Source organism: Mucilaginibacter polytrichastri (assembly GCF_001911425.1).
Lineage (GTDB): Bacteria > Bacteroidota > Bacteroidia > Sphingobacteriales > Sphingobacteriaceae > Mucilaginibacter > Mucilaginibacter polytrichastri.
Genome location: NZ_MPPL01000001.1, coordinates 438,213 through 459,706 on the forward strand (window position 1 = coordinate 438,213; position 21,494 = coordinate 459,706).

General features: G+C 43.4%; 21 protein-coding genes. 12 read left to right on the forward strand and 9 right to left on the reverse strand.

Annotated elements, in window-relative coordinates; genetic code table 11:
* The first annotated feature begins 32 nt into the window (after positions 1-32).
* Positions 33-1,604 (forward strand): M20/M25/M40 family metallo-hydrolase, encoded by a 1,572-nt coding sequence (locus RG47T_RS01950; protein WP_245770777.1) that lies wholly within the window; start codon positions 33-35, stop codon positions 1,602-1,604.
* Positions 1,605-1,779: 175 nt separating this feature from the next.
* Here RG47T_RS01950 and RG47T_RS01955 read toward each other — a convergent pair whose 3' ends face one another.
* Positions 1,780-2,226, reverse strand: coding sequence for a GNAT family N-acetyltransferase (locus tag RG47T_RS01955; RefSeq protein WP_074487732.1), 447 nt, complete (start codon positions 2,224-2,226; stop codon positions 1,780-1,782).
* A 45-nt stretch (positions 2,227-2,271) separates the two neighbouring features.
* Here RG47T_RS01955 and RG47T_RS01960 point away from each other — a divergent pair, with 45 nt between their 5' ends.
* Positions 2,272-3,138, forward strand: coding sequence for a helix-turn-helix domain-containing protein (locus RG47T_RS01960; protein WP_074487733.1), 867 nt, complete (start codon positions 2,272-2,274; stop codon positions 3,136-3,138).
* Positions 3,139-3,312: 174 nt separating this feature from the next.
* A complete protein-coding gene (locus RG47T_RS01965) occupies positions 3,313-4,359 on the forward strand; it encodes an alpha/beta hydrolase (RefSeq protein ID WP_074487735.1) in 1,047 nt (348 codons plus the stop codon).
* Between the two features lie 59 nt (positions 4,360-4,418).
* Here RG47T_RS01965 and RG47T_RS01970 read toward each other — a convergent pair whose 3' ends face one another.
* Positions 4,419-5,105 carry a LuxR C-terminal-related transcriptional regulator gene (locus RG47T_RS01970; RefSeq protein ID WP_074487737.1) on the reverse strand — a complete coding sequence of 229 codons (687 nt, stop codon included), beginning with the start codon at positions 5,103-5,105 and terminating at the stop codon, positions 4,419-4,421.
* A gap of 451 nt (positions 5,106-5,556) precedes the next feature.
* Between RG47T_RS01970 and RG47T_RS01975 the strand changes: the two genes are divergently transcribed.
* The 6 genes from RG47T_RS01975 to RG47T_RS02000 all read left to right on the forward strand — a co-directional run bounded on the left by RG47T_RS01975 (position 5,557) and on the right by RG47T_RS02000 (position 13,088).
* Positions 5,557-5,982, forward strand: a complete 426-nt coding sequence (locus tag RG47T_RS01975; RefSeq protein ID WP_074487739.1) for a hypothetical protein — start codon at positions 5,557-5,559, stop codon at positions 5,980-5,982.
* A gap of 82 nt (positions 5,983-6,064) precedes the next feature.
* Positions 6,065-6,262 carry a hypothetical protein gene (locus RG47T_RS01980; RefSeq protein ID WP_139235625.1) on the forward strand — a complete coding sequence of 66 codons (198 nt, stop codon included), beginning with the start codon at positions 6,065-6,067 and terminating at the stop codon, positions 6,260-6,262.
* A 298-nt stretch (positions 6,263-6,560) separates the two neighbouring features.
* A complete protein-coding gene (locus RG47T_RS01985; protein WP_074487743.1) occupies positions 6,561-7,148 on the forward strand; it encodes a TetR/AcrR family transcriptional regulator in 588 nt (195 codons plus the stop codon).
* A 94-nt stretch (positions 7,149-7,242) separates the two neighbouring features.
* The gene (locus RG47T_RS01990; RefSeq protein ID WP_074487745.1) at positions 7,243-8,418 is read left to right on the forward strand and encodes an efflux RND transporter periplasmic adaptor subunit; all 1,176 of its coding nucleotides are present in this window, start codon (positions 7,243-7,245) and stop codon (positions 8,416-8,418) included.
* Between the two features lie 69 nt (positions 8,419-8,487).
* The gene (locus RG47T_RS01995; protein WP_074487746.1) at positions 8,488-11,649 is read left to right on the forward strand and encodes an efflux RND transporter permease subunit; all 3,162 of its coding nucleotides are present in this window, start codon (positions 8,488-8,490) and stop codon (positions 11,647-11,649) included.
* A gap of 32 nt (positions 11,650-11,681) precedes the next feature.
* The gene (locus tag RG47T_RS02000; protein WP_074487747.1) at positions 11,682-13,088 is read left to right on the forward strand and encodes an efflux transporter outer membrane subunit; all 1,407 of its coding nucleotides are present in this window, start codon (positions 11,682-11,684) and stop codon (positions 13,086-13,088) included.
* A gap of 140 nt (positions 13,089-13,228) precedes the next feature.
* On the opposite strand, the gene RG47T_RS02005 is transcribed toward RG47T_RS02000, so the two are convergent.
* Positions 13,229-14,122: a pirin family protein gene (locus RG47T_RS02005; protein ID WP_074487749.1), complete on the reverse strand. Its 894-nt coding sequence runs from the start codon at positions 14,120-14,122 to the stop codon at positions 13,229-13,231.
* An 87-nt stretch (positions 14,123-14,209) separates the two neighbouring features.
* On the opposite strand from RG47T_RS02005, the gene RG47T_RS02010 reads away from it, so the two are divergent.
* A complete protein-coding gene (locus tag RG47T_RS02010) occupies positions 14,210-14,635 on the forward strand; it encodes a secondary thiamine-phosphate synthase enzyme YjbQ (protein ID WP_074487750.1) in 426 nt (141 codons plus the stop codon).
* Between the two features lie 80 nt (positions 14,636-14,715).
* Here the strand turns inward: RG47T_RS02010 and RG47T_RS02015 are convergent, their stop codons facing one another.
* The 3 genes from RG47T_RS02015 to RG47T_RS02025 form a co-directional block, all read right to left on the reverse strand.
* The gene (locus RG47T_RS02015; RefSeq protein ID WP_074487751.1) at positions 14,716-16,023 is read right to left on the reverse strand and encodes an ammonium transporter; all 1,308 of its coding nucleotides are present in this window, start codon (positions 16,021-16,023) and stop codon (positions 14,716-14,718) included.
* A 228-nt stretch (positions 16,024-16,251) separates the two neighbouring features.
* A complete protein-coding gene (locus RG47T_RS02020) occupies positions 16,252-16,608 on the reverse strand; it encodes a hypothetical protein (RefSeq protein WP_074487753.1) in 357 nt (118 codons plus the stop codon).
* Positions 16,609-16,892: 284 nt separating this feature from the next.
* A complete protein-coding gene (locus RG47T_RS02025) occupies positions 16,893-17,303 on the reverse strand; it encodes a hypothetical protein (protein WP_074487754.1) in 411 nt (136 codons plus the stop codon).
* 171 nt (positions 17,304-17,474) lie between these two features.
* Here RG47T_RS02025 and RG47T_RS02030 point away from each other — a divergent pair, with 171 nt between their 5' ends.
* Together RG47T_RS02030 and RG47T_RS02035 are read left to right on the forward strand one after the other, a co-directional pair.
* Positions 17,475-19,337: a DNA polymerase III subunit gamma/tau gene (locus RG47T_RS02030; RefSeq protein ID WP_074493035.1), complete on the forward strand. Its 1,863-nt coding sequence runs from the start codon at positions 17,475-17,477 to the stop codon at positions 19,335-19,337.
* A 21-nt stretch (positions 19,338-19,358) separates the two neighbouring features.
* On the forward strand, positions 19,359-20,054 hold the full coding sequence (locus tag RG47T_RS02035; RefSeq protein ID WP_074487755.1) for a dienelactone hydrolase family protein: 696 nt from the start codon (positions 19,359-19,361) through the stop codon (positions 20,052-20,054).
* A 123-nt stretch (positions 20,055-20,177) separates the two neighbouring features.
* Here the strand turns inward: RG47T_RS02035 and RG47T_RS02040 are convergent, their stop codons facing one another.
* Genes RG47T_RS02040 through RG47T_RS02050 form a run of 3 tightly spaced genes read right to left on the reverse strand, consistent with a single transcriptional unit; the run spans position 20,178 to position 21,482 of the window.
* Entirely contained in the window at positions 20,178-20,882 is a 705-nt protein-coding gene (locus RG47T_RS02040) for an SDR family NAD(P)-dependent oxidoreductase (protein WP_074487757.1), read from the reverse strand.
* Positions 20,879-21,241, reverse strand: coding sequence for a type II toxin-antitoxin system VapC family toxin (locus tag RG47T_RS02045; RefSeq protein ID WP_216350992.1), 363 nt, complete (start codon positions 21,239-21,241; stop codon positions 20,879-20,881). Before RG47T_RS02045 ends, RG47T_RS02040 begins: the two co-directional genes overlap by 4 nt.
* Positions 21,231-21,482, reverse strand: a complete 252-nt coding sequence (locus RG47T_RS02050) for a hypothetical protein (RefSeq protein WP_074487759.1) — start codon at positions 21,480-21,482, stop codon at positions 21,231-21,233. Before RG47T_RS02050 ends, RG47T_RS02045 begins: the two co-directional genes overlap by 11 nt.
* Positions 21,483-21,494 lie beyond the last annotated feature (12 nt).

A 21,494-nucleotide genomic window follows, 5' to 3' on the forward strand; every position in this document is an offset into this window, starting at 1 on the left:
TACTTACCGGTCTGTTTTTATAAATTAGGTTCATGAAAATTCCTCATCACCATTTGCACCTTAATAACTGGCGAAAAGTAATGCCGGCTGTTTTAGGCCTGGTACTTTGCAGCAGTATCTCTTTTGCGCAAACGCCCAATAAAGCTATTATTGATGCCATTGTAAAAGAAGAAACCGATAACTCGCAACTCGAGAAACTGGCGCACGAATTGTTTGACGGTATCGGCCCGCGATTGGTGGGTACCCCGCAAATGAAACAGGCCAATGAATGGGCCGTAGCCAAATACAAAAGCTGGGATATTGATGCCCGTAACGAAAAATGGGGCGAATGGCGCGGATGGGAGCGGGGTATATCGCACATTGATATGGTTTACCCGCGTGTAAAATCGATGGAAGGTACACAGCTGGCCTGGAGCCCGGGCATGGGTAAAAAAACAGTGACTGCCGAGGTAATTATATTGCCAGATCTGGCCGACTCTGCCGCTTATGCCGCGTGGATGCCCAGCGTAAAGGGCAAGTTTGTAATGGTATCTATGAATCAGCCAACTGGCAGGCCCGATTATAACTGGCAGGAATTTGCCACCAAAGAATCTTTCGACAAAATGAAAGCCGAGCGTACTGCCATGACGGATGCCTGGAAAAAACGCATTACTAAAACTGGTTATACTGCTAAAACATTACCTGTGGCACTAGAGAATGCAGGTGCAGCAGGTATCTTAACCAATACCTGGTCGGCAGGGTTTGGGGTGGATAAGATATTTAGCGCATATACCAAAACGGTACCTACGGTTGATATTGCACTGGAAGATTATACCTTGCTTTACCGGTTGACCGAGGGCGGCACTATCCCTAAGCTAAGCATCCATACAGAATCGAAAGAATTGGGTGTGGTACCAACCTTTAATACCATTGCAGAAATCAAGGGATCTGAAAAACCGGATGAGTACGTGATGCTCTCTGCCCACTTCGATTCGTGGGATGGCGGCACCGGGGCAACCGATAATGGTACCGGCACCTTAACTATGATGGAGGCTGTTCGACTGATCAAAAAATTCTATCCTCACCCAAAGCGTACCATCCTGGTAGGTCATTGGGGTAGTGAAGAAGAAGGACTGAATGGCTCGCGCGCTTTTGTAGAAGATCACCCCGAAATTGTGAAGAACTTGCAAGCCTTGTTTAATCAGGATAATGGTACCGGGCGCGTAGTTAACCTATCGGGCCAGGGTTTTGCCGAATCTAAAGACTATCTGAGCAGGTGGCTTGCCGCAGCACCGGATACTTTAAAAAACCGCATCAAAACTAACTTCCCGGGTACGCCGGGCGGTGGCGGATCTGATTTTGCTTCGTTTGTGGCTGTTGGTGCGCCGGGCTTTTCTTTGAGTTCTTTGAACTGGTCGTACGGTTCATATACCTGGCATACCAACCGCGATACCTATGATAAGGTGATCTTTGATGACCTGCGAAACAATGCTATGTTAGCTGCAATAATGGCCTACATGGCCAGCGAAGATCCGGCCAAAACATCAACCGTTAAAACCGAAGGAGTTAAATGGCCTATCCCGGTTAAAGCCATCCGCAGGGGCGGCATGGACCCGGTAAAATAATTCGTCGATATAATAATGGCTTCATCCCTCCTTGGGGAGGGGTGAAGTGGGTTATGTAGTGGCATGGAGGGGTTGGGTATGCTAAGTTGTACTTTAAGAATCCCTCCCTGTTTTTGCGCTCAGGCGGCCGCACCCCCGATGAGGAATAGATAGTTCGGCTTACTCTTGAATAGATTTAATTGCGGATCATTTCCACATGGTCTATGCCGTCTTCGTCGTAATGTTCGCCATCAACTTTAAAACCTAATAACTCATAAAACTTAATGGCGTAAGCCTGCGCGCCGATGCGGATGGGCTGCTGGCCGAATATTTGTTTGCATTCATCGATAGAAGCCTGCACCAGTATTTTACCTGCACCCGTACCCCTTACAGATGCAGCGGTGATAATACGGCCAATTGAAACTTCAGCATAAGAAACCCCTGCAGGCACCAGCCTCGAGTAGGCTACCAGTTCATCACCCAGGTAAAGCATTATATGGTGGCATTTTTGATCCTTGTTGTCCGGTTCAAGGAAAACGCAGTTCTGTTCTACCACAAATACTTCGCTTCTGAGCCTGAGTATAGCATATAATTCAAAAACAGTGAGTTCCCGAAACGCCCTGGTTACTTTGGTGTATTTCATATTCTAATAATGCAAATTAGTATTTTCGCGGCATATACATAAGCTATGGGCCATTTTAAACAGTTTGCTTTTAAAAAATTCGGGTACGCCGATTTTAGTCCCACCATAGGCAACCTGTTTTCGCAGCCCGACTTTAGCGGCTTTGTTAAAATTGCTTTTGTAAAGGCCGGGGTAAAGGCTGTTATTGATTTTAAAGAATACCAGCTGCTACAAGATGCCTTGTTCTTTATCAACGGCGGGCAGTATTACCAGTTTGATGAGACTAGTACCGGTACTATACTTTATTATAACCGCGATTTTTATTGTGTTGCCCTGCACGATGCAGAAGTGGCTTGCGATGGGATCTTATTTAATAATGTGTATGATATCCCGGTGATATTGATGGATGAAAAAACATCTGCCGAAATGGAAAGTATCTTTAAAGAGATCAAAACCGAATGGCAGGAAGAGGAAAGTAGCATGGAAGAGATGCTGCGTATTCTGTTGAAGAGGATCATCATTAAATCAACCCGCATCTGGAAAAAGGATCACCGGGTTACCACCGATGAAGCCCGGCAGGAGGTTGAATTTTCGCGCACGTTTAGCCAACTGGTAGCGTTGCACTACAGCAAACATCATACTGTTGCAGCATATGCCGATCTGCTGCACATTACACCCAAAGCTTTAAACAAACGCATTACCCGCTACAGCGATACAACCCCTAATGATATTATTAAAAACCGGATTATCCTCGAAGCCAAAAGGCTGCTGGTGCATACTTCTTTAAGCGTAAAAGAAATTGGCTACAAGCTGGGTTATGATGATCCATCTTACTTCGTGCGGCTGTTTACCAACCAGGCCGATAACTCCCCGCAGAGTTTTAGGATGCAATATCAAAGAGAATCAGGAATCGAAAATCAGGAATCAAGATAAGGAAAACGCGTTATCCCGAAGCAATTTCTTGTCTCCAGGCTCTTGTTTCTTGCCTCTTTTCTAAAAAAGGGAAAAATGTCCTATAGGTGTCTACAACCGTGCCTTGAGTGGCCTTGTATTACGGCGTAATTTTGTGGTGTTCAATAAAAGATAAACATTCAACACGTACACAAAATGAAAACTCAGATTATTCTAAAAAGCGTATCCGCAGCATTATTAGCCTTAACATTAGGCGGCGCAGCAAATGCACAGGTTGCAGACCCGGCTACCGACCCGCATATAGAAAGCAACGTAAAAGCATTTTTAAATGTACTTAACTCGGGCACGGGTAAACCAATTGAGCAACTATCGCCAAAAGATGCACGTGCTGTTTTAACAGGTGCGCAAAACTCGGTTAAGTTTAATTACTCGGATATTACAGTTACCGAAAAAACAATTACACAAGATGGCCAAACAGTAGTGATTAATATTGTTAAACCGGCTAATGCTAAAGGAGTTTTACCTGTGTTTATGTACTTCCACGGTGGTGGCTGGGTACTGGGCGATTTTAACACCCACGAACGTATGGTGCACGATATGGTAATCGAATCTGGCGCTGCTGCCGTATTTGTTAACTATACACCATCGCCTGAGGCACATTATCCGGTAGCTATTAACCAGGCTTATGCCGCTACTAAATGGGTAGCTGCAAATGGTAACCAGATAGGTGTTGACGGGAAACGCCTGGCCGTAGCCGGTAATAGTGTTGGCGGTAACATGGCTGCCGTGGTTGCTTTAATGGCTAAATACAAAAAAGGCCCCGAAATTAAACTCCAGGTACTTTTATGGCCGGTTACTGATGCCAGCTTCGAAACAGTTTCTTACAACCAGTTTGCTACAGGCCGTTTCCTGACTAAAAACATGATGGTATGGTTCTGGGATAATTATACGACCGATCTGAATGCTCGTAAAGAGATCTATGCATCACCACTGCAGGCTACGCTCGAACAATTAAAAGGCTTGCCCGCAGCAGTAGTTGAAACAGCCGAAAACGATGTGTTGCGTGACGAAGGCGAAGCTTATGCCCGCAAACTAGACCAGGCCGGTGTTAAAGTAACTGCTGTGCGTTACAATGGTATGATACACGACTGGGGCTTGCTTAACCCATTAGCTAAAGTACCGGGTTCGCAAGCTGCCATGTTACAAGCCGGTGCAGAAATTAAAAAAGCATTAGCTAAATAATTCAGCTCCCTCAATATATAGCAAAAGCCTCCCGGTTCATACTTGGGGGCTTTTACGTTTTATATCAGGCCAAAAGCGCGGGCATACTGGTTTAATTCCATATTAGTATCCACGCTTAGCTTTTTACGGATGTTGCGGCGATGGGTTTCTGCTGTGGTGTAAGAGATGTGCATTAAACCGGCTATTTCGCTGGTATTAAACCCAACGGCTACATGCTTAAGTACTTCCTTTTCTCTTTTGCCCAGCTTGCTGAATAGTTGATATTTTTCTCTGATGAAATTATTATCCTGCCTTATCTTCTCCGCCTGGATGATGAGATCCGGTACCTGGTCAATACGGGTGCCTATAACAATAGACAGCAGGGGCTTGCCTGCCTCATCCCAGGCAAAGATCCTGAAATCAACCATATTCCAAACCCAGTTGCCGCCTTCTTCTACATACCTTACCTGTTGAAAATAGGAGAAAGTTTCTTCGGGGTCGTTACGTTCCAATAATTCCTTTAGCCTCGGCAGGTATTCTGCAATATCTTCTGGCGGGTAATAAATGTCGATATATTTATTACCGAGCTCTTGCAAGGCTTCCAGCGTGGTGCCAATTGCTTTCAGCCCTTTGGGCGATAGATATACTACATTGAAATCAATATCATGTATCACAACAACGCCCGGCAGGTATGGAGATATTTCATGGATAGATTTTATTCGGGCTTGTATTATTGGCGAGTATTTATCTATAGAAGGTATAGGCATTCTTATATTTTAACTAATAGTAGCAATATAAGGTATTTTTTAGAGTCAAATTACCTGTTTCCAAGTATTGTCATCTTTTTATGGATATGTTAATTTGGTAGTGTTGGGTTTGAGGGGGCTTGCTCAAGAATCGCTTACAGATTATTAGTTATGATAATCTTAGGGTGAATTAGACTAACTTAATCCGGATTAGATTTCATTAAAAAAAGAAAGCCCCCTCGCACTCGCTGCTGGGGGACTTTCAACCTAAACCTTATCACAATAGGTAAGCAAGAGTGCTTACTTACAATCAAAAACGGGAAAATATTTTAAATAGTATTTATCTGTAACATAAAAAGCTTTCGGTTAAACGCTGGAAGCTTTCTTTTTTAGCACTAATATTATTAACTTATTTGTTTTCAATGAGTTTTGTTTGGGTTTCTTTTGAAAAAAATGTACTTTTATTCCCTAAATGAGTAAGGTTAGTAAATATTACATTCCAAAAGCACATATAAAATGGCTGTATATAGTTATTTTGATGCTTACGTTGGTGAATATTTCCGGCTTAGCCGTTCATGCCGGTACCAGGCTGTCTGTTCAGCAAACTACCTTATCGTTAAATAAACCAAAAGCAATTAAAAAAAGCATTAGTTATAAGCGTGCTTCTTCTCATGCGGAAGTTAAGCAGGCATCTGATGTGTTTTTATTATTGTTTGATGTTGATTTAAGTGATTTGCACAGCCAGCAATGTAACTTACAAATAAGCTGTAGTAAATCTTGTGCAAATGCCCTGAAATCTGTTTTGTTCTATCAGTCTAAAACGCTGCCTCAAACCAATGGCGATGAGCCTGCCATTCTGTTTAGGATACTCTCTTCTATATTGTCGCTAACGCGATAATCCCCATCCCATTTAGTTAAAATGATCTTGTTGCTGCATAGTAATGCATCGCATCATTATGTCATTTCAAAAAATTAATATTATGAAAAATTTTAAGAAGTTAATCCGTCTCTGCGGCTTAATCTCCTATATGATGCTTGCTGTTGCCGGCATTGCATTAGGCGGTGTTGCCACAGCGCTAGGTAAAAATAACAGGCTATTTATAGATAATGAAGTTAAAATAGAGCTGGTTGAACAAAAGGAAGAAACCGATAACGGATACGAGCAATTAAAGTTGTAATTGTATCATCCGTTAAGCTATTGTCATCATAAATATTACAGGGAAGAGAAAGCTACCAGTGCGTTTTATTGGGTTAATGGATTTGGTTATGCGCGTATTAATTGTCGCGCAGCGGCTTCTTCACCATGCCTAAGTGGGGCAGAATTACAGATTGGCATCATCCTGTTCGTCGACAAAAAGACCCTTTACGTCGATTATTAGAGCTAAGTATCTAAAGATGAGAATTAGTTGACAGTTAATATTAAATAAACCCGTTCTTTTGTCTGACGAAAGTGTCAAACTAAAGTGTTAAAAACTAATGGCCGTAAGAGATACAGGAGCCGAACAATTAATAAAAGATACTGCAAAACGCATATTTTTTGCCGAAGGTAAAATGAGTGCTACCACGCAGGATATTGCCGATGCGGCAGGTGTAACCCGCACGCTGGTTAACTATTATTTCCGTTCTAAAGACGTACTCTTTAAACAGGTTTTTGAAGAAGGGATGAGTGATATGGGCCGGCGTATGGATGAAGTGATGTTATCAACGCTCCCTTTCAGAAAAAAGATAGAACAATTTATCGAATTGTTTTACGCCGAGCTGGTTCAATACCCCTATCGCGAAACTTTTATGATCAGCGAAATTAATACGCATGGCTTTAATACGCCTCACAAAGAGCGGTCGCCCGTACTGGCCGAGTTTTTAAAAGAGATACAGGTTGAAATAGATAAAGGCACAGTTAAAAAAATGAAGCCGGTAAATTTTATGATGAACCTATTTTCGTTAATGGCCTATCCCTTACTTACCCGCCCGCTTTTTAAGTGGGTATTTGAATTAAATGATCTGCAATATGATAAGTTACTTAACGAGCGTAAGAAAACGATAATAGATGTATTATTCATTTAAAAAATATATGCTGAAATTGAAGAAATAGCCAACTAAAATTAAAATCATCACATCCACACACGCAATTATACATATGAACTTCCAATTAACAAAAATGAAGAAAGCGATCTTCCCAAGTGCCATAGCAGGCATGGCCATACTCGTTTTGTCGTCATGCGGCGGCAATAGCCAACCTGGTGCAGGTGCCGGGCCTGGTGCTGCGCAACCACCGGCAAGCTACCAGGTATTTACGGTTAGCCCTCAATCGGCTACCTTAAATAACGATTATCCTGCCACGTTGCAGGGTGAACAAAATATAGAGATCCGCCCTAAAGTAGATGGCTTTGTAGATAAGATCTACATAGATGAAGGTTCGGTGGTAAAAAAAGGCCAGCTATTGTTTCGCCTTAGCGCGCCGCAATACCAACAAGATGTAAATAATTCTGCTGCTGCCATCAGCAGTGCCGAAGCAGATGTTAGCGTAGCGCAACTGGCTGTTAACAAAGCCAAGCCCCTGGTAGAAAAAGATATCATCAGCCATTACGAACTAGAGTCGGCAGAGTATACGCTGGCATCACGCAAGGCGGCACTGGCCCAGGCAAGGGCTACTTTAAACACTGCTAAAGTTAATTTAGGCTATACGGCTATTACCAGCCCGGTTAACGGTGTTGTGGGTACTATCCCTTTTAAAATAGGTAGTTTGGTAAGCAGCACCAATACACAGCCGCTTACCACGGTATCAAACATTGGCAAAGTATATGCTTACTTTTCGCTTAATGAAAAGCAATTGCTTGAGTTTTCGCGCACTGTAAAAGGAAGTACGCTGAATCAAAAACTGGCCAACACACCGCCTGTAATATTGATATTGAGCGACGGCACCACGTATCCCGAAAAAGGCCGTGTAGAAACCATTGCAGGTTTAATTGATACCGAAACCGGTTCGGCAAGTTTCCGTGCTACTTTTCCTAATCCGGTTGGTTTACTGCGCAGCGGTAGCAGCGCCAATGTGCGTATCCCGCAGCAAGTTAAAGATGGTATCCTGATTCCGCAACGGTCGGCTTATGAATTACAAGGCAAGCACTTTGTATACGTATTGGGTGCCAATGACATTGTTAAAAGTGTAGAGATAGAGATTATGGATTTAACCGCAGGGCAATTCTATGTAGTAACCAGCGGACTTAAAAACGGCGATAAAATAGTTTATGATGGCACCAGCTCATTAAAAGACAGTGCTAAAATAAAACCGGAAGCCATGGATGCCGGCAAGGTTTACCAGGACATTAACAAATAACCGGGACTTTCTTAACCGATGGGTGCTGCATGGCATCTGTCTTCAAAATATTCAACATAAACAATTATTATGTTACGCAAATTTATAGAACGGCCGGTACTCTCTACCGTTATATCGGTCATCATTGTTATATTAGGTATCCTGGGGTTAACCGCCTTACCTATCTCTCAGTACCCCGAAATTGCCCCGCCAACCGTACAGGTATCAACCTCGTACCAGGGTGCCAATGCCGATGTGGTAATGAACAGCGTTATTGTGCCGCTGGAAGAGCAGATAAACGGTGTGGAGAACATGACCTACATGACCTCTACCGCCAGTAATGACGGTACTGCCACCATTACCGTATATTTTAAACTGGGTACAGACCCCGATCTGGCTGCGGTAAACGTGCAGAACAGGGTATCAAAAGCTACCAGCTTGCTCCCTGCGGAGGTTACCAAAGCGGGTGTTACCACCGCAAAACGCCAGAGTAGTATGGTAATGATCTTCTCGTTATACAGCGAGAACAAATCATTCGACCAAACCTTTTTGCAGAACTATGCCAACATTAACCTGTTGCCGCAAATTAAACGGATTAGCGGTGTGGGTGATGCCAGCGTGTTTGGGTCTAAAGATTATTCGATGCGGATTTGGCTAAAACCAGATGCGATGGCTACTTATGGTTTAATACCGGATGATGTAAATACCGCACTGGCCGAACAAAACGTAGAGGCAGCGCCGGGTAAGTTTGGCGAAAACAGCGATCAATCTTTCCAGTACACTATTAAATATAAGGGCCGCTTAAAAACACCTGCCGAGTTTGAGAACATCGTGATCAAAGCAACCGCTACCGGGCAGGTACTAAAGCTGAAAGATATTGCCAGGGTTGAGCTTGGTTCATTAAGTTATAGTGGTAACACCTTAACCAACGGATATTCTTCTATTGGTGTGGCTATTAACCAAACTGCAGGTTCAAACGCGCACGAGTTGATTAAACAGCTGGAAACAACCATTGAAGCTGCTTCAAAAACCTTCCCTCCGGGTGTGCATTATTCGTCGCTGTTAAATGCCAACGACTTTTTAGATGCCTCGATAGAGAAGGTGATCCATACGCTGATCGAAGCGTTTATACTGGTATTTATCGTAGTGTTTATCTTCCTGCAAGATTTTAGGTCTACACTGATTCCCGCTATTGCGGTACCGGTGGCTATTGTGGGTACATTCTTCTTCCTTAACCTGTTTGGTTTTACCATCAACTTGCTTACTCTGTTTGCAATGGTATTGGCGATAGGTATTGTGGTAGATGATGCCATTGTGGTGGTAGAGGCGGTGCACGCCAAGCTGGATCATGGCTATAAATCGGCTCGGAAGGCAACAATCCGCGCTATGGACGATATTAGCGGAGCCATCATCTCCATTACCCTGGTAATGGCGGCGGTGTTTGTACCGGTATCCTTTATTTCGGGTTCGGCAGGTGTGTTTTACAAGCAATTTGGTTTAACACTGGCCATCGCTATCATCATTTCGGCAGTAAACGCATTAACACTTAGCCCTGCGCTTTGTGCCTTGTTATTGAAACCGCATAATGAAGATCAGCATCACAAAACCACTTATCTGCAACGTTTTTACAATGCCTTTAACACCTCGTTCGAGTCTGTTACTGGTAAATACAAACGTTCGGTAAACTTTTTAATCGGTCGTAAATGGCTGGCTGTTTTAGGTATTGTTGTGTTTGGTGCTATCTTCTGGTTCTTGTTAAAAACCACGCCAACTGGTTTCGTGCCAAATGAAGATCAGGGTGTGTTATTTGCCAACATCAGCTTGCCGGCTGGTTCTTCTTTAGAGCGTGGTGCGGTTGTGGCTAAAGAGGTTGATGCAATTATTCATAAACTACCCGAGGTAGAAATGACTTTGCAAATTACCGGGCAAAACTTTATTGCCGGTGCGGGTGGCTCGTACGCCATGATTGTTATTAAGCTTAAACCATGGGATAAACGTAAAGAGAAAGGGCAGGACCTCACCAGTTTAACAGGTAAGCTTTTCGGCATGACTTCGGGTATCAAATCGGCACAGGTGCTGTTCTTTGCTCCGCCAACCTTACAGGGTTTTGGTAACAGTAACGGTTTTGAGTTTCAGCTGCAGGATAAAACAGGTGGCGATATCAGCAAATTTGCAGATGTAAGCAACAAGTTTATTGGTGCCCTGAATCAGCGCCCCGAAATTATGTATGCGGCTACCTCATTCAACATTAATTTCCCGCAATACATGGTAGATGTTAATGTGGCTAAATGTAAACAAGCTAATATAGCTGTAAGTACAGTGTTAGGTACGCTGCAGGGTTATTATGGAGGTTTATATGCCTCAAACTTTAACGAGTTTGGTAAACAATACCGCGTAATGATACAGGCCGATGCACAATACAGAGGTACGCCAGAGAGCTTGAACAAGATCTATGTGCGTAATAGCAATAATGTAATGTCGCCGATATCTGAGTATGTGACGCTGAGAAGAGTATACGGCCCGGAAGCTATTAACCGCTTTAACTTGTTTACCTCTATCGCTATACAAGGCTCACCGAAACCGGGCTTCAGTTCGGGCGATGCTATTAAGGCTATTGAGCAGGTGGCTGCACAAACTTTACCGGCCGGTTACAGCTACGAATATTCTGGCTTAACCCGCGAGGAGTTAGCAGGCGGCAGCCAAACCATCTATATTTTTATGTTGTGTCTGATCTTCGTTTACTTCTTGCTAAGTGCCCAGTACGAAAGTTATATCCTGCCTTTTGCAGTATTACTTTCCTTACCTATCGGTTTGGCTGGAGCATTTATTTTCGCTAAGATCTTCGGAGTAGAGAATAACATTTATTTACAGATCACCCTGATTATGCTTATCGGTTTGCTGGCGAAAAACGCCATCCTTATTGTGGAGTATGCCGTAACCCGCCGCCGCCATGGCTTAAGTATTGTTGAGGCAGCTGTTGACGGTGCTACCGCACGTTTAAGGCCAATATTGATGACATCATTTGCCTTTATATTAGGTTTGGTGCCACTAATGATAGCCAGTGGGGCCGGTGCATTGGGTAATCGTTCTATTGGTACAGGTGCTGTGGGTGGTATGCTTATTGGTACCATGTTCGGGCTATTTGTAATCCCGGTATTGTTCATCATTTTCCAAAGCCTGCAGGAACGCATTAGCGGTACGCCAAAGTTTATACCTGTGGTAGAAGATGTGGAAGACGACGACGAAGCTTAAGCATCGATTGATTATTAAAAGCATTTAATAAAATGACAACAAAATATTATAAGTACCTCGCCCTTACCTTGTTTGGGGGAATGATCGTAGCCTCGTGCAACGTATCAAAAAAATACAAACGACCGGATGTAACAGCTAATAATCTGTACCGCGACAGCACCAGCACAGATTCCACTTCCATGGCAGATTTGCCTTGGAGGCAGCTGTTTGCCGATACTGTTTTGCAAGGGCTGATACAGGAGGGGATCAATAATAACCTCGATCTGCGTACTGCTATCCTGAAGATCTCAGAATCACAGGCTACATTGCGGTCGGCTAAACTGGCTTTCTTCCCTACATTGGATGGAGGAGTGCAGGCTACCAAAGCAAAATCGTCTCAGGCGGCATTAAATTTCCCTGCCGGGATAGGTATTAACCTAAATACCACTACCTACCAGGCCTCATTTACGGCAAGCTGGGAATTAAATGTATGGGGGCAGTTAAGCAGTTTAAAACGCCAGGCCTTAGCTAACTTTTTACAAAGCGATGCTAATAAACGTGCCGTGCAAACACAGTTAATAGCAGATATCGCTAATGACTATTATACACTATTGGCTTACGATCAGCAGTTGGTTATTACCCAGCAAACGGTTAAAAACCGGATCGCTGACGTAGAAACCATGAAGGCGCTGAAAGAAGGCGCTGTTGTAAATGGTGCTGCCGTAGTGCAAAGCGAGGCCAACCGTTATGCTGCCGAGGTAACTATACCGGATATTAAACAGAGTATCCGCGAAACAGAAAATGCCTTGTGCATATTACTGGCGCGCGCTCCGGGAGCTGTTAAGCGTACCAGCCTGGCCGGGCAGCAACCGGTAACTGAGATTAAAGACGGGCTGTCAACACAGTTACTGCGTAACCGCCCCGATGTGCAGGCATCAGAGTTTGCATTCCGTTCGGCGTTTGAGAATACCAATGTAGCACACTCGTACTTTTATCCAAAGTTGACCATTACTGCAGAAGGTGGCCTTTCATCATTGCAGTTAAAGAACTTGTTTGATAACTCGATCTTTTACAACCTTGTTGGCGGCCTTACCCAGCCTATCTTTAACCAGGGGCAAAATAAAGCACGTTACCGTATTGCACAGGCGCAGCAGTTAGAGGCTTTCAACACGTTCCAGCAAACCATATTAACTGCCGGGCAGGAAGTTTCAAACGCTTTATACTCTTACCAAAACGCGGTATCAAAACAACAAACCAGGCAAATGCAATTGGCAGCGTTAGAAAAATCGGTTGATTTTACTAAGGAGTTATTACGCTACAGTTCGGCAACCAACTATACCGACGTGTTAACGTCTGAGCAGAGTTTGTTAGCTGCACAATTAAGTGGTGTTAATGATAAACTGCAGCAATTGCAAGCAACAGTTAATCTTTACCGTGCCCTGGGGGGCGGATGGAAATAGCCATCAGTTGTCTGTTATCGGTTGTAAGTTGTGTGTGCCGATTAATGGCAGGTAATTAAGATATTGATTCGTGTGAGAACAATCAATGATAGGTGATTGATTTTAGGGATGGGCCTGGTAACAGGTTCATCCTTTTTTTATTACTGTGGCTTCAGATGGATATTCTCCGGCGGTAGCGGGATAAACTCTGTCTCGCCGGGTACTTGCGGAAACTTCTGCTCCTGCCAATCCTTTTTGGCCTGTTCTATCAAGGCATGGTCTGATGATACAAAGTTCCAGTAAATAAAGCGCTGTTCAGGTAATGCATCCCCGCCAAAAAAGTAAATGGTTGTATTTTCATTCATCACGAATTCGCATAACTGGCTGTCTTTGGCAACCAGCAATTCTTTGGGTTCAAAGGTGGTGCCTTCGTTTTCAATACTGCCTTCCAGAATGTAAAGCCCGGCTTCGCCATACAGGTTTTTGCCAATTTTTACGGTTTGGCGGCTGGTGCTTTTTAACTCCAGAAAATACAGCGGACTATATACCGGCACCGGCGATTGTTTACCCATAAATGATCCGGCAATCAGTTTATAACTAACACTATCCTGTTCCCAAACAGGCAGTTCTTCTGTATCGGCATGAAAAAAGGAGGGTTCCATTTGCTCCAGTTCTTTGGGTAGCGCCACCCAAATCTGTAAACCGTGCAGGTTTTTTTCGGTATGACGTAGGTATTCGGGTGCGCGTTCTGAGTGGGTAATGCCTTTGCCGGCGGTCATCCAGTTAACTTGCCCTGGTTTAATTTCCATTTCGGTACCCAGGCTGTCCTTATGCATAATGTTGCCTTCAAACAAATAAGTAAGGGTAGAAAGGCCTATATGCGGATGGGGGGCTATGTCTAAATTTTCTTCGGCTTTCAATGCCGCAGGGCCCATATGGTCGATAAATATAAAAGGGCCTACCATTCTTTTACTTTGAAAAGGCAGCAGTCTGCCTACCATAAAGTTGCCGATATTACGCGGGCGTTCTTCGATGATGAGGTTGATGTTTGACATTTTAAGGCAGATTTAATTCACTGCAAGATAATCAAAATAGAAAAGCGGGTGTTACATTAACAATTGCACAATAACTAATTTAGTACCATGAACATGTATCAGCAAGATATACGCCTGCGCGCAAGGCCAAGAGGTTTCCATATCATAACCGATGAAGTGCTGCAGGCGCTGCCGCAGCTACGCGAATTTAAGATGGGCATTTGCCAGGTTTTTATTCAGCATACATCGGCCTCACTTACCATTAATGAAAATGCCGACCCTACTGTGCGTAAGGATTTTGAAATGTACTTTAATAAGGCTGTGCCCGAAAACGACCCCGATTACCTGCATGATGATGAAGGCTCGGACGATATGCCCGCGCACCTAAAAGCGGCTATGCTGGGCAGTTCGGTGATGATCCCTATCCGCAATGGCAGGCTGGCTTTGGGTACCTGGCAGGGTATTTACTTGTGCGAGCACCGCAACCATGGCGGTAGCAGGGGCATTGTAATTACTGCCTGGGGAACGATTTAGGAAATATATAATGAAGGGTTCCGTTCACTACGCGGAACCCTCCGAACTCAACTGATTAAACACTCAATAAACACTCCTGTTTAAAGCTCTTCACCGTGCTGGCTAATATCCAGACCGGCAATTTCTTCTTCTGCACTCACGCGCAACGGGCTAATTAAATCGGTTACCTTAAGCAACAGCAGCGAGCCAAAAAAGGCAAATGCCGATACGGCCACTAATGCTACCGTATGTGTAAAAAATAAATGGGTTTCGCCAAAAAACAAGCCATTGCCTGTTGTATTGCCGCTGTTTACATTTTGATGTGCAAATACCCCGGTTAGCAGCATGCCCACCATGCCGCCCACACCGTGGCAAGGGAATACATCTAAAGTATCATCTATAGATGTTTTGCTTCTCCATAAAACTACCAGGCTGCTTACTACTGATGCCACAATGCCAATAACCAGCGAGTGCGGGATACTAACAAAGCCGGCTGCCGGTGTAATGGCCACCAAACCTACTACAGCACCAATACAAGCCCCCATTACGGTTGGCTTGTGGCCTCTTATCATCTCGAAAAATATCCATGCCATTGCTGCCGCTGCCGATGCTGTTGTGGTAGTAGCCAATGCCGTAGCCGCTAAAGTACCAGAGCCCAATGCAGAGCCCGCATTAAAGCCAAACCAACCAAACCATAGCAAGCCTGTACCCAATAGGATATAGCTGATACGTGCCGGGCTATGCGCCTTATCGTTACGTTGCTTAAGGTAAAGAGCCGAAGCTAATGCAGCCCAACCTGCCGACATGTGCACTACGGTACCACCTGCAAAATCCAATACACCTGCTTTAAACATTAGGCCGTCCGGGTGCCATGCCGAGTGTGCCAGCGGGGCATAAATAATAACGATGAACAGGCAAATGAAAATAAGGTATGATGTAAAACGGATCCGCTCGGCAAAGGCGCCGGTGATTAGCGCAGGGGTAATTACCGCAAATTTAAGCTGAAACATAGCAAACAGTACCAGCGGGATGGTTGGCGCCAGTTTCCAGGTTGCGTTACCCAGCATGCCCTTCATCATAAAAAATGTGGCAGGGTTGCCAATAATGCCATGGAACGAGTCGCCAAAGGCTAAACTAAAGCCGAAGATAACCCAGATTACAGTAATTACGCCCATACATACAAAGCTTTGCATCATGGTAGAGAGCACGTTTTTTTTACTTACCATACCGCCGTAAAAAAAGGCCAGGCCGGGTGTCATTAGCAATACCAATGCGGTAGCAGTAAGCAGCCACGCGGTATCGCCCGAATCTATTTTGCTGTCGGCAACGGTAACGGTTTCAATAGATGGAAATACAAGGGCAAGCACTATAATGAGTGCTAATATGATAAGAGGTAAAATCTTTTTCATTATTTGGTTTTTAAAATGGTAAACCCACAACGGCGCATGTAAAATGGGCTGCAAGGGAGGTTTAAGTGATTGTTAGATAGCGGTTTTGAGTAGAGAGAAATATCTTGTACGATTAAAGCAGGGGCAAGCCCGTTATTTAAACACGCACAATGCCATATAACCCATTAGGATTAATGATGGCTATGTGTGTCTTCAAAAAAAATAAAAAGATATTTCTAAAGGGGGGTATTACCAAAAAACGTGGAAGGGGAATAGTATGAGCTTACAGGAGCTCAAATGCTCGGTGCCGGTGCGCAAAAAAGTTACAGTTAATGATTTAAAGCCGGTATCGAACCGGGCTGCGCTTAACAGCAGCGATTTTACAAAACTACCACCGCGCTGCGATTGTGCGCGGTAAATTTGTAAGGTGCCATTTAAACCTAAAAAATAGATGTAGGGACTACGATTGCCTTTGGTGACACTAATTTGTGTGCCAGGCGATTGTTTAGTAAATAATGAATTGCATACACTGCTATCCTCGCCCTTAATTTGTGTGGCGAAGATGATAGAAAAAATAAAAAAGAGTTTTAAAAACTGATATTTCATTATTCTAAGCAGATTTTTGCTTGTATTTTTACTAAAATAGTAAATTATATAAGTAAAATATGGTTTTATTATTTATTTAGTGAGTAGTTGTTGTAGTTTTTATGAATATTATTGAATATTGGTTATAAAAAGCCTAAAAATTAATATAATGGTATTTGTAATATGATATATCAGCTAAATAATAATAATTAACACGTATTTTTTATTAGAGAATTAATATAAAATGCTGCCTTGCCTGTTATTGTGCATTTGATGGCTGGTACAGGATGGTATGAAAGAGATAATTAGCCCTGTAAAATGTTGATGAGTGCTTCGTACCAACGTTTGTTATGGGCAATTAAGCCATTGTGGTCTATAATAAGATAAACCCGCTGCAATAAATGGCCCGCATAAAATTCAAGCCTTAGTGGCTGCCAAAATGCACCGAAATTTTTTAAAGAAGTAAGAGTAAATACATCATCAAAACCCAGGTATATTTCGTTAATGGCATTAATGGGGATGGTAAGGTCGAGATCGCCTTCCTGCCCTTCTATAATTATTTGATTTTCTGTAAGTGCTATATAGCCCGTATGGTTATGTAATGGGTTGCCAAGCGATACAATAGCTGCGGTAAATTTTATCCCCTCGCTAATTTGGGCATACTCATCTGCGTAGCTCCACAATACTTTGCCTTGTAAAATAAATCTGGTATCCATACGGCTTAAATCGTTCTACTAATTTAATAAGAAAGATGGATTAACTGCTGTTGAATTAATAAACTTTAATGGCTTTTGTGACAATTATAATAGGAGCGCCCGATTACAATAGCTTCCAAAACTTCGTTTTTCTTCTTTACCCTTTCCGCTTTTCTTGCTAACTTAGTGGCAGTGGATAATTTTATAGTTTCGGCCCGTAAATACCGCCCGGCTACTTTCGAAACCGTTGTAGGTCAGCAACATGTGACTAATACATTAAAAAACGCGATCAAAAGTAATCAGCTGGCGCAGGCATTTTTATTCTGCGGGCCACGTGGGGTAGGTAAAACCACATGTGCGCGTATATTGGCAAAAACCATCAATTGTACCAACCTGCAGCCAAACGGCGAGGCATGTGGTACCTGCGATTCGTGCCGTGCATTTCAAAACGGAAATTCTTTTAACGTACATGAGCTCGATGCGGCTTCAAACAACTCGGTTGATGATATCCGTAACCTGATAGACCAGGTGCGCATACCGCCGCAAGCAGGCCGTTATAAAGTGTATATTATAGATGAGGTGCACATGCTGTCTCAAGCGGCTTTTAACGCCTTTCTGAAAACATTGGAAGAACCGCCTAACTACGCCATATTTATCCTGGCTACTACAGAGAAGCACAAAATATTGCCCACTATTTTATCGCGTTGCCAGATCTTTGATTTTAACCGCATCCGGGTAGATGATATGTCTGCTCACCTGGCATCTATCGCCCAAAAAGAAAGCATTGCTTATGAGGACGACGGACTGCACATTATAGCCCAAAAGGCCGATGGTGGTTTGCGAGATGCCTTATCCATGTTCGATCAGATTGTGAGCTTCTCCGGGGGGAACGTAACCTATAAAACGGTAATCGATAACCTTAACATCCTGGATTATGATTACTATTTCAGCCTTACAGATGGCCTGATGAACGAGGAAACGGCAAAGACGCTATTGATCTTTGATGAAATCTTATCTAAAGGGTTCGATGGCAGTCACTTTATCAATGGCTTATCCAATCACTTCCGCAACCTGCTGGTAGGTAAAGACGCTGCCACGCTAAAACTGCTAGAGGTTAGTGATGGTGTTCGTCAGCGTTATTTGCAGCAATCGCAGCAGGCAACAGGCTCATTCCTGTTATCGGCCTTAAATATTGCCAACCAGTGCGAAATTAATTACCGGCTCAGTAAAAATCAACGTTTACAAGTGGAGCTGGCGCTGCTCAAAATGTGCCATCTTACTTCGGCCTTTAATTTGGCCGCCTCACCACTGCAAAATACGCCGGCTAATGATAGCCAGCTAAAAAAAAAACCTGATACCACAGCAATAACGCCTCCGGCGCAGGCTTATGATGCCCCCAAAACGGCTACAGTAGTTAATGAAGCACCGGCGGGCTACCAATCGCCGCAGGCAGAAACGCCTAAGCAGCAGCCTGTTACTGCATCGCCGCAAATTACGCCGCCGGTTACGGCTATACCTAAAATTACGGTGGATATTGCCGTTGCTCCAAGTACGCCAACTGCACCTTCAGAGAAGCCGAAGATTGTGATGCCAACCCGGTCGTCAATGATACCCTCATTAAACGCTGTTAGTACCGCCACTGCCGAAATGGTTGATGAAGATGACCCTTATATTAAGGGTACAGACCAGCAGCCTTTTACCACGGATGCTTTTTTGCAAAAATGGAGTGAGTATACCGTTAGGCTGAAAAATGAGAGTAAGATGGGCCTGTTTACCATTTTTAGTGCAACAGCGCCGGTTATGGTTAGGCCTAATGAGTTTGAGGTTATAGTAAGCAATAAAGCACAGGAAAATGATTTCAGGGATGAAAAACCTGAACTGATGAACTTTTTGCGCACCGAACTAAGAAACTTTAGTATTGAGGTAAAAGCGCGTATTGAAGAAATAACCACAGCGAGACGACCCTATACCGATATTGAAAAATTTCAGCATATGGCAGCCAAGAACCCACAATTAACAGAGCTGTATAAGCGTTTTAATCTCGATCTTAGTTAAAAAAGATCTATCCACATACCTATGAATAACAATTATGTAACGCTGCAAGTTGCAGATGGCACCACTATGCGTGCCTATACCGCATTGCCGGCCAATGTAAATGAAAATACCCCTGCCATTATTGTTTTCCAGGAGGCATTTGGTGTTAACGGGCATATCCGTAATGTAACAGATCGCTTTGCAAGCGAGGGTTACATTGCCATAGCGCCCGAGCTATTTCACCGTACAGCACCTGTAGGCTTTACAGTTGGCTATGATAATTTTGCGGCCGCGATGCCACACTATGCTGCCCTTACAACAGAAAGCACACAGGCTGATATTAAAGCGGCTTATGAATGGCTGAATGCGCAGGAAGCTGATAAGTCACGCATTTATAGTGTTGGCTATTGCCTGGGCGGCCGTGTTTCTTTTCTGGCTAATGCTACAGTGCCTTTAAAGGCAGCAGTTTCTTACTATGGTGGTGGTACAGATGCCCTGGTTGATAAGGCTGGCGAACTAAACGGTAAACACTTGTTTTTTTGGGGTGGCCTGGATCAGCACATCTCAAAAGAAAGTATAGATAAGGTTACGCAAGCAGTAACTGATGCCGGCAAGCAGTTTGTAAACGTTGTTTACGCTGATGCAGAACATGGTTTTAACTGCGATGAACGCCCTAGCTTTAACGAAGCAGCTTCTAAAGAATCATGGGCTTTAACGCTGGAATTTTTTGAGGAATAATTAAATAAGAGAAGCAAGAATTGAGAGCCAGGAATCAAGTTAAGCCCACTCAGCACCTTGGAATGACGTGGTTTACGTTTATATAGTTAGATGATCTATCTTGATTCTTGACTCTCTTTCCTACTACGGTGTTGTAACCGCAACCGGCAATATTTTACCATTGAAAAACTTATGGCCGGTAAGTGCGAAATCTGCAATGTATTTACCCATCTCGAAAGCCATAACCGGCGATTCATAACCGGGGAAGGCCTGCTCCAGCATCTCGGTTTGTGCCGAGCCTAGTGCCAGGCAGTTTACGCTAATCTTTTGTTCCTGAAGTTCCTGGGCAAGTGTTTCGGTAAAGTTATGTAATGCCGCCTTGCTGGCCGAGTAGGCGGACAGGCCTTTGAATTTTGCACTGCCTTGCACACCACCCATGCTGCCAATATTTACGATGTGCGAACCTGCGCTCATCATTGGTAACAGTGCCTGGGTAATACGTACATGAGCCAAAAAGTTGGTTTGCATCATTTCTACAAAGTCCAGCTCATCGGTTTCCATAAATGGCTTATTAACCAATATGCCGGCATTGTTAATCAGTATATCAATATGGCCATCAAAACGGGCGTTAATAAATTGTTTCAGGTCGTTATAATCGTCATGCACCAGGTCAAAGGCTACCGGGTAAATGGTACAGCCCGGGTTAAGGCTGTTGGCAATTTCCTGCAGGCGGCTCAATTTGTTTTGTGATCGTGCCAGTACAATTATTTTGTAATGGTCTTTTAATATAAGTTCGAGTGCGGCCTCAAAGCCTACGCCGCTGCTTGCGCCGGTAATAATAATATTCATGTAGAAAATGGATTGATCAGTTTGACTTTACCATCAAGTTGTTTAAAGTCAGCTATGTTGTTGGTTAATAGGGGAAGTCCCTCTACTACTGACGTAGCATAAATAATAGCATCAGGTAGTTTGATTTTATATTTTGTTCGAAGTCTGATAGTTTCTTCTGCTATATGGTCAGAAAGTGAAATTATTTTTAATTCATTACATATGGCAGATAACAAGCTATGCTCTTCCGGGTCTTTGAATCCAAAACCTAAGGCTTCAATTTTAGTAACGATTGATATGGAAGAGTTTGTAGTAATGATGTCTTGAGGATTAATGATATATTTTGAAAGATAAATAAGAATATTGGTATCAAAAATCACGATCCCATTCCTTTCTTATCTGTCTTTGCCATTCAGCGGGGTCTTCTATGTCTTTAAAAAGATTTTTACCTTTTGCAGCATCAAGGATTCTTTTTATGCGCATGTATGGGGCTTCTGGTTCTTGTATCAGGTCATTTGTTAAATGTTCTTCTTCAATACTTTTAACAAAAGTAACTTCGCCAAGCAGCTTTTTTAGTGCTTCTGCCTGCTCATCCTCAACCGTTACTCTTAGCGTTACCATAAATCTAATTTA